Genomic DNA, 14988 nt, shown 5'->3' with positions numbered 1-14988 from the left:
GTCGATCCGGTCACCAGGTGAAACCGGCCTCCTGCAGCTGCGCGTCGACCGAACCGCCGAGCGATGCCATGTAGGTCGCCGTGGCGTGGTCCTCATCGAACATCACGTGCATGTTCCCGATCAGCGGAGGGCAGCTGCCCTCGGGACACATCAGCGGCTGGACGTCCACCGGGTAGAGATCGCCGCGAGTGGAGAGCTCCTCGAGCAGCGCGGCATCGGGTCGCTCCGGCGGCATCTCGGCGGGATCGAGCTGCTGGGTGCACTCCTCCTCGCTGCCACCGGCCTCCAGGCACGCCACGGGATCCTCCTCCAGTCGCGCCCCATCGCGCAGGGCGATCACGTCGAAGCCCTCGTCCAGCAGCTGCGGCACGGTGTCCTCGACCACCGGGGTGACGACCTCGGGGCCCTCGTGCGGGACGGTCGTGGTGGCGACGGCGACCGCCTCCGGCTGGAGCTCGCGGATGTAGTCCATCGCGGCGAGGTTGTACGCATCGCAGTCGGGACCCTTGTAGGACTCGATGCCCGGGGTGAAGATGCAGCTGGGCCGGCGCAGGATGATCAGGCGCCACCCGTTCTCGCGCGCGGGCTCCGAGAGCGAGACCGCATGCTGGGCGAGCCGCGAGTTGCCGACCGCCACGATCACCGGGCCGTCCTCGGGGCCGGCGGTCATCCGGCAGCTCTCCGCGACCGCGTCGTCCGCCGGGGCGAACCGCCCCGAGCATCCTTCTTCCAGGTGCTCCCAGTCCTGCTTCAGCGTCGCGGCCGACGGCAGGGGAGCCGCGTCGGGGTCGGCGTCGGGATGCTGCTCGTAGCCGGGCTCGAGCACCCTCCCGCCGGGGTTGTCGGCCACGGCGCGTCGCTCGGCCTCATCCGCGGCGCGCTCGAGCGCGACGTGGGCGCCGACGCTGGGCGCGAGGCCCAGCACCAGCACCGTCACGGCGATCCCGCCGGAGCGCAGCGGGCTGAGGTTCGCCCACCGCCAGCCTCGGATCGGCGAGTCCACCAGCCGGGTCAGGCCGTAGGCGAGGATCAGGCTGGCCGCGATGATGGTGGGACCGACCACGAATCCGGCGTGCTCCCGCCCGGTGGCCGCGAGGGTGATCGCGAGGATGGGCCAGTGGATGAGGTAGAGCCCGTAGCTGACGTCGCCGAGGAATCGGAAAGGAGGGGAGGTCAGCACGCGGTCCGCCCCGAACCGGGAGCCGCTGACGCCCGCCAGGAACACGCCGGACGCCCCGAGCAGGGGAACGGCGGCGATCCACCCCGGGAACATCGAGCGGCCGTCGATCAGGGCTCCGGTGGAGATCAGCACCGCCAGGCCGGCCCAGCCCAGCGCCACCCGGGCGGGGACGGACAGCCGGGCAGGCCGGCGCCGGCCGGCGGGGGTGGGCCGGTCGGAGGCGAGGCTCCCTGTGCCCCGGGCCGCGGGCAGCAGGGCGAGCAGCGCTCCGGCCGCGAACTCCCACAGGCGGGCGGTGGTGTCGAAGTACGCCGTGGGCTGCTGGACGGCGGTCGAATACAGCGACCACGCGAACGACCCCAGCGCGATGGCCCCGAACAGGACGGTCACCACCGTGCGCGGAGAGCGGTGCAGAGCACGGGCGAGCACGGCGCACAGGGCGAACAGCACCGGCCACAGCAGGAACACCTGTCCCTGGATGGACAGTGACCAGAAGTGCTGCAGCGGGGAAGTGGCCACGGTCGCAGCGGCCTCGTAATCCGTGCCGCGGTGGATCAGCAGCCAGTTCTCGACCTGCAGGATCGAGGCGATCGCGTCGTTGATCGCCGGCATCCAGGTGCTCGCCGGCAGGAACAGCCGCACCGCGGCAAGGGTCGCCAGGATCACCACCGCGGCCGGCGGCAGCAGCCGCTTGAAGGTGCGCGCCCAGTAGGCCAGCGGCGCCGTCGGCCGCCCCGACTCCAGGCGCCGCATGAACGTGCCGGTCAGGAAGAAGGCCGAGATGAACAGGAAGACGTCCACGCCCCCGGAGACCCGGTCGAAGAAGACGTGGTAGAGCACCACCAGGGCGATGGCGAGGCCGCGCAGCCCGTGCAGCTCCGGGCGGTGACCGCCGGTGGGCGGCGGCGGTGCTGCGGCCGGCGCCGCGGCCGCGGTGGCACGACGGCGACCCCGCGCCAGGTGGCGGGGCGGCAGGGACGGCTCTCGTGCGCTCACCAGGAGAAGCCCGCGTCCCGCAGCTGGGCGTCGATGCCGGTCTGCATGGACTCCGCGTAGGTGCCCGTGAGGTGGTCGCGGTCCAGGGAGACCAGCACGTTGCCGACCACCGGGGTGCATACCTGCTCGGGACAGACCAGCGGGTTCGGATCCACGGCGTGGACCTCCTCGCCGGCCGCCTCCAGGAGGGCGGCGTCCGGACGGTCCTCGGCCAGCGGTGCGGGCAGCGGGCGAGCGCACTCGGAGGCATCGGCGCCGTGCTCGGCGACGCACGCCGCCGGGTCGACCTCCAGCCGCGGCAGGGCGCGCACCGCGATCACGGCGCTGCCCGCACCGGTGAGCTCCGAGACGGCTCGATCGGTGCCCTCGAGCACGCTCTCGCTGCCGTCGCGGCCGTAGGCGGTGGTGGCCGCGGCGACTGCCTCGGGCTGCGTGCGCAGGAGGTACTCGTGGGCGGCGTCCCCGAAGGCGTCGCACTCGGCGGAGAGGGAGGTGTAGGGGGCGTAGGTGCACCCGCCCTTCCAGAGCGTCACCACCGTCCACCCGTGCTTCTGGGCGAGCGCGATGAGGGAGGCGGAGAACTGCTCCATCCGGGAGTCCCCGACGGAGACGAGCACGGGCTCGCCGGGATCACCGGGGACCACGCGGCAGGCGGCATCGAGCTGCTCCGCCTCCCCGGCGGCAGGGGCCAGATCGCCGGTGCACTTCTCCTCACCGCTGACCCAGTCCTTGCTCGCCAGGGCGGCCGTGGGCAGAACCTCGGCATCGGGGTCCGCATCGGGATGCGGGGTGTAGTCGGGCTCGAGAACCCGCGCACCGGGATTGTCCGCCACGGCCCGGGCCTCCGCCTCGCGCTGCTGGCCCAGCAGGTACTGCTGCGCGCCGGCCACCGGGGCGAGGCCGAGGACCAGGCAGGTCGCGGCGACCAGCCCGGCGCGCCACGGCCGAGCGCCGGCCCAGGGCCAGCGCCGGATCGGGGCGTCGACCAGACGGGTCAGCAGCCAGGCCAGCAGCAGCGAGGCGAGGATCAGCGCGAGCCCGTCGGCGATCCCGGCGCGGGGCTTTCCGGTCGTCGCCAGGTACAGCGCCAGCAGCGGCCAGTGCACCAGGTAGAGGCCGTAGGAGACGTCTCCCAGCCACGCGGCGGGCCGGGTCGAGAGCACGCGGTCCACGCCGAACCGGTGCCCGGTGGTTCCGGAGACCAGGACCAGCCCGGCGGCGGCCAGCGGCCAGGCGGCGATCCAGCCCGGGAACGCCCCCTGCACGTCGACCAGCAGGCCGCAGGCGACCAGCGCGATGATCCCGACCCAGCCGGCGAGCACCCACACCGCGGTGCGCTCCGGCGCCGGGCCCCCGGCCCGGTGGGACCTGCGTGCCGTGCGTCGTGCCCGCCACTGCTCCCATTGCGGCAGGGCGAGTCCCAGCAGGGACCCCGCGGCGAACTCCCACAGGCGCGCCGCGGTATCGAAGTAGGCGACCTCCTGCTGGGTCGCCGTGGAATGCACCGACCAGGCGAAGGAGGCCACCAGCACGAGGGAGAACACGACGGCGAGCACGGTCCGCGGCGAGCGGCCCAGCCGGCGCGCGACCAGCACGGCCGCGGCGATCAGCAGCGGCCACAGCAGGAACACCTGGCCCTGGATCGACAGGGACCAGAAGTGCTGGAAGGGCGAGCTGCCGGAGTCGTCGGCCGCGTAGTAGTCCACCCCGCGCTGGACCAGCACCCAGTTCTCCACGTGCAGCAGCGAACCGATCGCGTCGGTGAGCGCCGGCATCCAGCGCTCCGGCGGCAGGAGGAGGTACACGCCGCCGAGCGTGGCCAGGGAGACCACCGCCGTCGGCGGCAGCAGACGCTTGAACGTGCGCGCCCAGTACGCCGCCGGGCGCGCGGGCTCACCGCGGTCCACCTTGCGCAGGAACGTGCCCACCAGCAGGAACGCGGAGAGGAAGAGGAACACGTCCACCCCGCCGGAGACCCGGTCGAAGAACACGTGGTAGAGGACGACGAGCCCGATCGCGAGGCCGCGCAGTCCGTGCAGCTCCGGGCGGAAGCGGCCGGCGTGGGTGGCGGCGGGAGCCTCCCGGGAGGCGCTGGTGATCGCGGGTGCAGTCATCGGGCAGGGGCGGTCTCAGCCGCGCAGGAACGCGGCGCACGCCTGCTGCAGCAGCAGCGGGTCGGTGCTCGCGCACATCTCCCTCGCGGAGTGCATGGACAGCAGGGTGATGCCCACGTCGATGGTGGTCATGCCCAGCCGGGTGGCCGTGATCGGGCCGATCGTCGAGCCGCACGGCATGGCGTTGTTCGAGACGAACTGCTGGTACGGGATCCCCGCGTGCGAGCAGGCGGCGGCGAAGGCGGCGATGCCGACGCCGTCGGTCGCGTACCGCTGCTGGGCATTGATCTTCAGGATCGGACCCTCACCCAGGCGCGGGCGGGAGACGGGGTCGTGGCGCTCGGGGTAGTTGGGGTGGGCGGCGTGGCCGGCATCGGCCGAGAGCACCATGGAGGAGGCGAAGGCGCGACGACGGGAGGCCTCGTCCCCGCCGATGGCGGCGTGCATGCGCACCAGCACGTCCTCGAGGAAGGGGCCGGCGGCGCCGGAGCGGCTGGCGGAGCCGACCTCCTCGTGGTCGTTGGCGACCATCAGCGCGATCGGCGCCTCGTGGTCCGCAGCGAACCCCCGATGCTCCCGGGCGGTGGTGAGCAGGGCCTCCGTCTCGGCGTGCACGGAGGTGAGATTGTCCAGCCTCGCCGAGGCGAGGAACTCCTCGCGGGCGCCGAAGAGGGCGGGCGGCTGGGCGTCCACGGTGACCACGTCGAAGCCGACGATGTCCTCGAGGTGGAGCCGATGGCCGTCGGCCCGTGCGTGCTGGAGCAGCACGTCGAGCACGTTCAGCGGGCCCAGGCCGAGGATCGGCTGCATGTGCCGCTGGGGGTCGAGCCGGAGCCCGTCGGTGTTCACGGCGCGGTCCAGGTGCACCGCCAGCTGCGGGATCCGCAGGATGGGCGAGGTCTGCACGAGCACGGTGGAGCCGTCGGCCAGGGCGAGTCGCCCGGCCAGTCGCAGCTCCCGGTCCAGCCACGAGTTCAGCAGCGGGCCGCCGTAGACCTCCACGCCGGCCTGGGCCAGACGCTCGGCACCCAGCTGCGGGTCCGGCTTCAGCTTCAGCGCGGGGGAATCGGTGTGGGAGCCGACGATCCGCCACGGGGTGTCGACGTCGGTGCCGTCGGCCGCGGACCACGCGATGATCGAGCCGTCACGGATGACGTAGCGGTCGCCGATCACGTCCTCGGCGCTCCAGGCGGCCGTCTCCTCCAGGCGGGTGAAGCCCCCCGCTTCGAGCCGGCGGGCCGACTCCGCCGCGGCGTGGTAGCTCGACGGGGAGGCGGTGACGAACTCCCCGAGGTCGAGGGCGGCGGCGCGGGCGGGCCGGGACGGGGCGACGGAGGAGAGGGAGGAGGAGGTCATTCGTTCATTGAACCATCGAGCGGAGGATCCTCGTGGACTCAGGATCAGCAGGCGTCGACTTCGTAGAGGCGCACCTCGCCGACGGCGTGCACGAGATCGAAGCCCGGGGTGTCCTCGGTGATGTCCTGGTAGCCGAGATAGCCGGACACGGCGGGATCGTCCCTGCCCAGCCGGTGGTCATCGAGGTCGAGGTAGTACAGCGGCCGGTCCTCCGGCAGCGCCTCGCAGACCCTCGGATCCGTGGCGACGTCCTCGAAGTTCGCATCGAGGTACTTCTCCTCCGGGGTCCGGCGCACCGTCATGTACAACCGGCTCACATCGCGGTCGGCGAAGGCGTAGACCAGGCCGCCCCCCTCCCAGGGATCGGCGATGACGTACCCGTCCTCCTCGACATGATCCGGCAGCTCCTCGAACATGCGGAACTCGTCCTCGGAGACCAGATCGGAGGTCTCCCACGTGCGATACGCGTCCGAGGCGTGGTCGAACTGCGCGCGGACCTGCTCGTTCGCGGAGACGTGCCATGCCAGGGCCGTCGAGCCGAGGAGACCGACGATCACGGCGGCCGCGGTGGAGGAGAGCACTCGAGCCGGGCCGCGCCCGGAATCCCCGGCAAGGCCGTCCACGGCGCGTCGGACCCCGCGGGCCAGGATCTCCAGCCCCATCGCTGCCACGGGCACCGCCGCCAGAGTGAGCGCGGCGGCCGTGCGGAAGTTGTCGCGATAGAGGTAGCCGGAGAGCAGATCGCGCCAGAAGTCGTCCGTGGAGGCCGAGGAGGCCCAGTACACGGCGGCGGGGCCGATCAGGGCCAGCATCACCAGCCGATCCCGGCCGCCGCGCGCCCTGCTGACCAGCGCACCGACGAGCCCGATCCCGCACAGGAGGGACACCACGAGAAGCGTCGGCCGTCCCATCGCGCCGCCGACCAAGGCCTCCCCGATCGCCTGCGGGCTCGACTGGAACGGATCCCAGGGAGCGGTCGCGGTCGAGGGGGTGAGCGTCAGCCACAGCAGGACGATCGCCGCGCAGACGGCGCCGAGCAGCACGGCCCAGACCACATCGACGCGCGTCCTCGCCCCGCGGTCCCGGGACGGGTCGAGATGACGTGCCCCGGCGTCGACCTCGTCGCGCGGAGCCCGCAGCATCGTCTCCAGGTGGCGCGCCAGGAGCACAGCGGGAATGGGCAGCACCAGGATCAGCCCTGCCAGGGTGCCACCGGGGTGGGCCATGCCTGCACCGATCCCGGACAGGACCACGATCAGGCAGGTCTGGACGGGCGCCGTGAGCAGCGTGCGCCGCAGCACCATGTGGAGCAGGGCGGCGGAGAGCGCAGGGACGACGGCGAGACCGAGGATGGTGGGGTAGACCAGTCCCCAATCGATCAGCACCAGTGGGAACCCGGGGAAGGCGAGCAGCAGCGGGCCGCACAGCAGCCGGACCGCGGGAGAAGGCCGCACCAGCACCTCGAGCAGCAGCCACATGCTCATCGGCCACGCCGCGAGCACCGTGATGAGGGCGAGGGAATGCACGGCCGGGGCCAGGTCGAGGCCGCTGAGGTCCTGGACCAGCGCGGCGGCAGTGTGCCAGCCATTGGGGTAGATCGAGCCGCGCAGCAGTGCGCCGGTCGCGAACGGGGTCGCCTCCCCGGTGCGCTGGATCGCCTCGATCGCGTTGAGGTGGAAGGCGTTGTCGAAGCGCTGGGCGATCGTGCTCGGCTCGACGAACACGCTCAAGTACAGCGGCACCATGAACACCGAGGCGATGACCTGGCCGCCCAAGTACTGCAGCGCGGCGGTCCCGGGCAGGATCGACCAGGTCGGGGTACGGCGTCCCCACGGCGTCGCCCAGAACCACAGCGCGCACGCCGCCGCGCAGACGAGCGTGGCGCCGACGACCCACGTCACGTGCCAGAACGCGTCGAGGGCTCCTGCTGCCAGCGCCGAGAGGGCGATCACCCCGAGTGAGACCGCCGGCGCTCCCACCAGCGCGGTCGGCACGGCGGCGCGGCAGCACAGCAGCACCGCCGCTCCCGGGATCACGAACAGCGCGGCGGCGACGAGCACCCCGGGGATCACGTCGGTCCACATTCCGCATATGTTCTCACGGTCAGGGTGCGGTGGCCTGCTCCTCGAGCTGCCGTGTCATGGGTGCCACCAGGACCCCTTCGACGAACGTCCGCGTGAGGTGGCTGTCGTCCATGTACACGTAGGACTCGCCGAGCACGGGTGGGCAGCGGCCGTCGGGGCAGATCTCCGGGGTGAAGTCGAGCATGATGACCTCTGCCGGCTCCGTCGGGTCACTCCCCTCGCTCCCGTCGCTCGGCTCCTCCGTCCCGGGCGTGAGCTCGGCCAGCGAGGCGGCGGGGTTCTCGGGGGCGAGCTTGGTCCCGACGTCGGCGCCGCAGGCCTCGTCGGCGTCGGCCGGGGTGCCGCCGTCCTCGATGATCTCTTCCGCGCACTGGTACTGGTCGTGCTCCCAGCGGGGGGTGTCGCGGACCCCGAGCACGTCGATCCCGCGATCCAGCAGCGCCTGCACGGCCGCTTCCTTCCCAGGAGGCATGACCTCCTGCTCCTCGGCGCTGGTCTGGGTCAGTGCGGTCAGCACGGTGTCGGGGGAGACCCGGTCGATGTAGGCCAGCGCATAGTCCTCGTAGCCACGGCAGTAGGCCCCGCGCGGCTCTCCCACGATGAACGGACAGCCGTCCATGGAGAGGTTCACGACCTGCAGATCGTGCTCCTGGGCGTAGGGGATCAGCGCCGGGATGAACTGACGGGAGTGCGAACTGCCGACCACCACGATCGTGCCCGTCGGCTCAGCGTCCGCCGGCAGCAGCTGCTGACAGCGCACGTTGTGGTGCTCGCTGCTCGGCTCCCAGGGGCCGGCGCAGGGCTCCGGGAGATCCGGCCACTGGGAGCCGAGCTGGTAGCCGTGGGGGAGGATCTCGGCGGGGGCCTCGGTGGCGATCTCGTCGGCGGGGACCTCGGTGGTGGCCGCGGCCGTCGGCTCCTGGCTGCGGCCCTGATCCAGCGCCAGCCACCAGCCGCCCGCGCCCGCGAGCACCAGCGCGAAGCTGGCGGCGACCGCGGTCAGCGCCCGCCACGGCCGCGCCTCGAGCCACCGTGAGCGGCGCACCGGGGCATCGACCATCCGGGTCACGAGCCAGGCCAGCAGGATCGCGCCGGCGAGGACCGCGAGCCCGTCCAGCAGTCCGGCGCGGTCCTGACCGCTGTAGTGCAGCCACATCACCAGCACCGGCCAGTGCAGGAGATACAGCGCGTAGGAGATGTCGCCGACGAAGGCGGCGGGGCGTGTGGAGAGCAGCGCATCCACACCCCAGCGCCGGCCGGAGTACCCGGCGACCACCACGACGGCCGCCGCGGCCAGCGGCACGATCGCGATCCAGCCGGGGAACATGGTCGAGACATCCAGCACCAGGCCGACGGCCAGCAGCCCTGCGATGCCCGCCCAGCCGGCCAGCGCGCGCAGGGCGCCCAGGCGCGGGGACTGCCCGTCCTCGGGGCGCGTCGCCCCGGTGGCACGATCCAGGGCCGGCAGCGCGACGGCGAGCAGCGACCCGGCGGCGAACTCCCACAGCCTCGCCGCGGTGTCGAAGTAGGCGATCTGCTGCTGGGACTGGGTGGACAGGACCGACCAGGTCAGCGAGGCCGCGCCGATCAGCAGCAGCACGGCCGCGAGCGGGCGGCGCACGGGCCTGCCGCGCCGTGCCCGGCGCAGCACGAGCAGGAACAGCAGCGGCCACACCACGAACGCCTGCCCCTGGACGCTGAGGGACCAGAAGTGCTGCAGCGGCGAGGCCCCGCCCGCGTCCCGGGCGTGGTAATCGACCTGCAGGAACACCAGCAGCGCGTTCTGCACGTACGCCGCGGAGGCCACGGCCTCCTGCATCACCGTCGGCCACAGCGAGGAGGGCAGGAAGGCGGCGGTGCCGCCGAGGGTCAGCAGGATCGTCACCGCTGCGGGCGGCATCAGCCGTTTGAAGGTGTGCAGCCAGTAGCGCGGGATCGCCAGCGGCCGGCCGCTCTCGAGACGGCGCACGAAGGTGCCGGTGAGGAAGAAGGCCGAGAGGAACAGGAAGACGTCGACGCCGCCGGAGACCCGGCCGAGCCAGATGTGGTAGATCGCGACCAGACCCAGGGCGACCGCGCGCAGGCCGTGCAGCTCGCGGCGGAAAGCGGGCCTCGAGCGCGGGGTCTCGGTGGGTTCTCCGGCTTCGGTCCCGCCGGTCCGGGTGGGCTCGGCGCCGGCCGGGGCCGAGGGGACGTCCGACGGGGCGGGGGCGGCGGCACCGGCGGGGCCTGCCTGCTGAGTGCGCGAGCGGGCGCTCTGACCGTAGGGCTGCCAGGTCCCGGAGACCGAGCCCGCGGTGGACCAGGCGTCCTCCGCCTCCCGCTCGGCGTGCAGCTCGATGGGGCCCTGCAGCCAGTCCTCCAGCGAGGAGGTCTCCGAGGGCAGGGGGCCGGTGGTCCACTCCGACAGGTCCGAGGCGGGTGCGGCGTCCGCCGACGGGAGCTCTGCCGACGTCGGTGCCGGATCCTGGAGCCAGTCCTCGAGATCATCGACCGGGGCTGCGGCGGGCCGCTCCTCTCCCCGGTGCCCGTCGTCGTTCGCCGCGGCCTCCTTCGCCGCGGCCTCGGCGGCCAGTGCGTCGGCGATCGCGCGCTGGCGGGCCAGCTCCTCCTCGCTCAGCGGGCGGGCTCGCCGGCCACCGCGACGCGGGGTCGGGGGATCGCTGGGCGAGCTGATCGTGATCCCCTTCCGCGGTGGCGTGCCGACCGGCCGCCCCGGACCGTCCCGGCGTCGTATCGCTGCGGATGGATACTAGTCGATCCGGCGACGGCTTCTGAGCGTGCGCACCGGCGTGATCCGCGCCGGGCGCCGCAGCGGGCCCCGGGATGCCCGGGGCGCCGTGGCACCATGTCCCGGTGACCGCACAGCTTCCCGCTCCCGCCGAGACGCACTTCGAGATCACCGCCCGCGCGGACGGTAAAGCGCGTGCCGGTGTGCTCGAGACGCCGCACGGCACGATCGAGACTCCCGCGTTCGTGCCCGTCGGCACCAAGGCGACGGTCAAGGCGGTGCTGCCCGAGACGATGGAGGAGCTCGGCGCGCAGGCGCTGTTGGCCAACGCCTATCACCTCTACCTCCAGCCCGGCCACGAGCTGATCGATGAGGCCGGCGGCCTGGGCGCCTTCATGAACTGGCCCGGACCCACCTACACCGACTCCGGCGGGTTCCAGGTGATGAGTCTCGGCGCCGGCTTCAAGAAGGTGCTCTCCAGCGAGTTCTCCGGCGGCGAGACGGCGCGGACCGCGTCGGGGGAGGACGACGACGTCGCGGCGGGCAAGGAGCGTCTGGCCCACGTCGACGACGACGGCGTCACCTTCCGCTCCTTCATCAACGGCGACACGCACCGATTCACCCCCGAGATCTCCATGCAGATCCAGCACGGCCTGGGGGCGGACATCATGTTCGCCTTCGACGAGCTGACCACGCTGATGAACTCCCGCAGCTACCAGGAGCAGGCGCTGGAGCGAACCCGGCTGTGGGCGCTGCGCTGCCTCGCCGAGCATGCCCGTCTCACCGCCGAGCGCACGCACCGGCCCTACCAGCAGCTGTGGGGCGTCATCCAGGGCGCCCAGTACGAGGACCTGCGGCGGCAGGCAGCCCGCGACCTCGGCGCGATGGATGTCGAGGGCTGGTCCTTTGACGGCTTCGGCATCGGCGGAGCGCTGGAGAAGGAGAACCTCGCGACCATCGTCGGCTGGGTCACCGACGAGCTGCCCGAGGACAAGCCGCGCCACCTGCTGGGCATCAGCGAGGTCGACGACCTGTTCGTCGCGATCGCCGCGGGCGCCGACACCTTCGACTGCGTCTCGCCCTCGCGGGTGGCGCGCAACAGCGCCGTCTACACCGCCACCGGCCGGGTGAACCTCACGGGTTCGAGGTACCGCCGCCAGTTCGCGCCGATCGACGAGACCTGCGACTGCTACACCTGCACCCACTACACCGCCGCCTACATTCACCACCTCTTCCGTGCCAAGGAGATGCTCTCGGCGACGCTATGCACCATCCATAACGAGCGCTTCGTGGTGCGCCTGGTCGACCGGATCCGCGCCTCCCTCCGCGACGGCGAGTTCGAGGCGCTGCGGGAGGAGACCACCGGCACCTACTACGGGGCGCCGCGGTGAGCGCCCCGTGACCGGCGAGCCCGAGCACCCCCAGCTCGCCGGGCAGCCCGCGACGGAGCCGCCCGACGAGCAGGGCACCGATGCCGCCACCGCGCTCGGGGTCGCGGTGGTGCTGCTGGCGCTCGCGGGGATCTGCGCGCTTCTCGGTGCCCATCTCCTGATCGGGGCGCTGCGCCTGGCCGCCGGAGTCCTGGCCGGGGCCGCGGTGGCGGCCGCCGTCTTCGCCGTGCCTCTCCCGTCACCGGAGCGTCCGCCCCGGCTGCGTCGTCCGCGCGTGCTCCTCGCGGGGGCTCTGGCCGTGCTGGTGGCCGGCGCGCTCACCGTGCCAGCCGTGCTCTGGACCCGGGTCGGATCGCTCGAGGCCCGCGCGTCGGCGAGCATCGACGCGCTCGCCGAGGGGGACCGGGTGCATTCGGTCCCGGGGGTCGACGCGCCCGTGCTGGTGCGGCGGGCCGAGGGCACCGCCGAGCTGCTCAGCGGCACCCGGGTCGAGACCGTGGAGGCGGCCCCGGAGGACGTCGTCGCCCTCAGCGCCGACGGCAGCCGCCTCGTGCACACCACCGGGACGACCACGCGGGTGCTCGCCCTCTCGGCCGACGCGCCGCCGGTCGAGGAGGCAACGGTGGACGGTGCGCCCCTCGCGCTGAGCGGGGACCTCCTGGTGGTGCGCTACTGCGACGGGGTCGCAGCGGCCTGCTACGTCGAGGCCCACGACGTGACCGCCGACGACCCGGCCGAGGCCGTGTGGGCCCTCTCGGCGTCGGGGGAGGCGCGCGGCAGCGACCCCGCCGCCGTGGAGGTCGCCGCCCGCTCCTCCGAGGGCCCCGACCTGCTCGATGCGGTGCGGGCCACGGGAATCCTCCCCGCGGTGCCGCTGCGCTTCGATCCGGCGCAGGGCTGGGTCCAGCTCGACCCGGAGACGGGGTTCCCCGTCGGCCAGGTGCTCGCCGCACCCGAGGCCGACTGCCGGATCGCCGCGACCGACGCGGCCCCCGACGCGGCGGACGGGCTGGCCGAGCCCGAGCCGGTGGTGCTGACGGTCTGCTCCGGGGACGACGGTGCACTGACCGCGACCGCATACCGCGACGGGGAGGTGCTGTGGGAATCCGAGCCGTCACCGGCCGGCGACTGGCGCGTGCGACTGGACCGGGGCCGCGTGATCGCCACGGGAACGGAGGACGGATCCGACGTCGCCGGCGAACTGGTCGCCTCCCAGCAGCGCGCGGCCTGGACAGCGCCCGGGGGCGACGGGCTCGAGCAGGTCGCGCCCTTCACCACCCGGATCGGCATCGACGGCGCGCGGATGGTCGTCACCAACGACCAGGGCCAGCTGCTGGCCTACGACACCGCCGACGGGACGAACCTGTGGACGCAGCCGTCCTCACCCACGGGCGACGGGGTCCGCGGGTCGCTCGAGGCGTCCACCGCGGTCGTGCTCGACCCTCTCGAGCGGACCCGTGCGCTGGACCCCCGCGGAGCGCAGCGGCTGCGGATCCTCGACGCTGCCACCGGCGAGGTCACCCACGAATCCGTGCTGGACCGGGAGGTCGACGCCATCCATCCTGTCGGCGCGGGACGAGCGCTCGTGACCACCGGCGACAGCACCCTGCTGCTGGGGCCCTGATGCTGCCGCCGGGGCCGATACGGGCTCAGGAGCTCTGCTTGCCCCACCGCTGCACGATGACGGAACCGGCGATCAGCACGGCACCGACCACCAGCACCCGCACCGCCTCGACGGTGCCGCTGATCACGTAGTAGGCGGAGCCCGTGAGGTCGCCGCTGCTGATCAGTGCACCGACGAAGCCGGCGATGAAGCCCAGGATCCACGAGAGGGGGACGGACAGCACGATGGTCGCGATCACGACGATCGCGCCGATCCGGCCGCGGCCGCTGAACTGGATGGCGGCCACGATGGCCAGTGCCAGCAGGACGAGGGAGAGCAGCAGATTGAGCACTGCCACCACGATCATCCCCAGCCCGGACAGCCCCGCTGCGACCGAGATGTCATCGGGGTTCGTGGCCGCCATGCTGCCGGAGGCGCCGGCGATGAACGTGCCGATCGGCAGCCCGAGACGCACCAGGAAGACCAGCACCGCAGTGATGACCATCCCCAGACCGATCTTCGTGGCCAGGTCGCGCTTGCCGGGATCGGACGCGGCGCTCGCCGACGGCCCGCCGGAGCCGGCCCCGCCCGGGTAGCCCCCGGCCGGGGAGCCGAAGGCGCTGGGCGCCTGGCTCCAGGAGGGCGGCTGCTGGCCGGGCTGCCCCTGGCCCGGCTGCGGCTCAGGGTCCGGCGTGGGCTGACCCCACTGGGGCTGCTGGGAATTCTGCGGCTGGGAGGCGGGTGAGGGCTGGCCCCACGTCGGCTGCTGTCCCGGTGGCTGGGCCGGCTGCTGCCAGTCGTTCCCCTGTGGTCCGTACCCCTGAGTCATGGTTCTCCCTCGCATGATGATTCCGGGCGCGGCCGCACCCGGGATCAGCCTATCGATCGTCGCGGCGGGGCTCGAACTCCACGTGCGCTCCCGTCCCGGCCGGTACGCTCCAGGCATGACGATGCCCGGGAGCCCCTACGGACCGCCGCCGGCGACGCCGGGCGGCCCGGCCGTGCCGGCGGCCGGTGGCCGCGGCGGCAGCCGTCGACGGGTGTGGTGGATCGTGGGCGGCTGCTCGGCGCTGGCAGTCGCCGGCATCGCCCTGATCATCGCGGCCGTGCTGGTGTGGGCCCTGCTGCTGCGCGCGACCCCGCAGGAGACGGTCGAGAACTACTACGAGGCGTGGGAGACCCGGGACTGCCAGGGCTATCTGGACTCGGTCACGGATCGCTACCGCGAGGAGAACGGCGTCACGTGCGAGGACGTCGAAGCGGAACACCCCCGCGACGTCTCCGAGGATGAGTTCGAGATCCGCGATGTCACCGTCGACGGCGACGCCGCGACGGTCCAGGCCTACGAGGAGTTCACCGACCAGGAGGGCACGCGCATCAGCGGCGTGGCCGAGTTCGACCTGGTCCGCCAGGACGGTGACTGGCTGATCGACGGCGTGCGCATCGTCGAGGACTACGAACCCGTCTGACCCGGCCGCCATGGTGGCACGTCGCCCCGGGCGGCTGCATCGGGCGCTGAAGCGGGCCGTGCCC

At 73.0% G+C, this 14988-nt stretch carries 9 protein-coding genes; 3 read left to right on the top strand and 6 right to left on the bottom strand.

All coding sequences use genetic code 11. The features are described 5' to 3' along the window. Window positions 1-10: 10 nt before the first annotated feature. From ACFQS2_RS07070 to ACFQS2_RS07050, 5 genes are read right to left on the bottom strand one after another with little or no spacing between them, the layout of a single operon-like run. A complete protein-coding gene (locus tag ACFQS2_RS07070) occupies window positions 11-2176 on the bottom strand; it encodes an acyltransferase family protein (protein ID WP_377793157.1) in 2166 nt (721 codons plus the stop codon). Then, on the bottom strand, window positions 2173-4290 hold the full coding sequence (locus tag ACFQS2_RS07065) for an acyltransferase family protein (RefSeq protein ID WP_377793156.1): 2118 nt from the start codon (window positions 4288-4290) through the stop codon (window positions 2173-2175). Before ACFQS2_RS07065 ends, ACFQS2_RS07070 begins: the two co-directional genes overlap by 4 nt. A gap of 15 nt (window positions 4291-4305) precedes the next feature. Further along, a complete protein-coding gene (locus ACFQS2_RS07060; protein WP_377793155.1) occupies window positions 4306-5646 on the bottom strand; it encodes a M18 family aminopeptidase in 1341 nt (446 codons plus the stop codon). A 44-nt stretch (window positions 5647-5690) separates the two neighbouring features. Further along, on the bottom strand, window positions 5691-7730 hold the full coding sequence (locus ACFQS2_RS07055; protein ID WP_377793153.1) for a DUF6541 family protein: 2040 nt from the start codon (window positions 7728-7730) through the stop codon (window positions 5691-5693). A 19-nt stretch (window positions 7731-7749) separates the two neighbouring features. Continuing rightward, entirely contained in the window at window positions 7750-10065 is a 2316-nt protein-coding gene (locus ACFQS2_RS07050) for an acyltransferase family protein (RefSeq protein ID WP_377793245.1), read from the bottom strand. Window positions 10066-10556: 491 nt separating this feature from the next. On the opposite strand from ACFQS2_RS07050, the gene tgt reads away from it, so the two are divergent. Continuing rightward, on the top strand, window positions 10557-11852 hold the full coding sequence (tgt, locus tag ACFQS2_RS07045; protein ID WP_377793151.1) for a tRNA guanosine(34) transglycosylase Tgt: 1296 nt from the start codon (window positions 10557-10559) through the stop codon (window positions 11850-11852). A 7-nt stretch (window positions 11853-11859) separates the two neighbouring features. Continuing rightward, window positions 11860-13476 carry a PQQ-binding-like beta-propeller repeat protein gene (locus ACFQS2_RS07040; protein ID WP_377793150.1) on the top strand — a complete coding sequence of 539 codons (1617 nt, stop codon included), beginning with the start codon at window positions 11860-11862 and terminating at the stop codon, window positions 13474-13476. Between the two features lie 25 nt (window positions 13477-13501). Here ACFQS2_RS07040 and ACFQS2_RS07035 read toward each other — a convergent pair whose 3' ends face one another. Then, window positions 13502-14284, bottom strand: coding sequence for a hypothetical protein (locus ACFQS2_RS07035; protein ID WP_377793148.1), 783 nt, complete (start codon window positions 14282-14284; stop codon window positions 13502-13504). A 115-nt stretch (window positions 14285-14399) separates the two neighbouring features. Between ACFQS2_RS07035 and ACFQS2_RS07030 the strand changes: the two genes are divergently transcribed. Beyond that, window positions 14400-14924, top strand: coding sequence for a hypothetical protein (locus ACFQS2_RS07030; protein ID WP_377793146.1), 525 nt, complete (start codon window positions 14400-14402; stop codon window positions 14922-14924). The last annotated feature ends 64 nt before the right edge of the window (window positions 14925-14988 follow it).

Origin of the sequence: Brachybacterium sp. GCM10030267, assembly GCF_042666875.1 — a bacterium.
In the GTDB taxonomy this organism is placed as follows: Bacteria; Actinomycetota; Actinomycetes; order Actinomycetales; family Dermabacteraceae; genus Brachybacterium.
The sequence above is the reverse complement of the archived record's forward strand: the minus strand, read 5'-3'. Positions and strand labels throughout refer to the sequence as shown.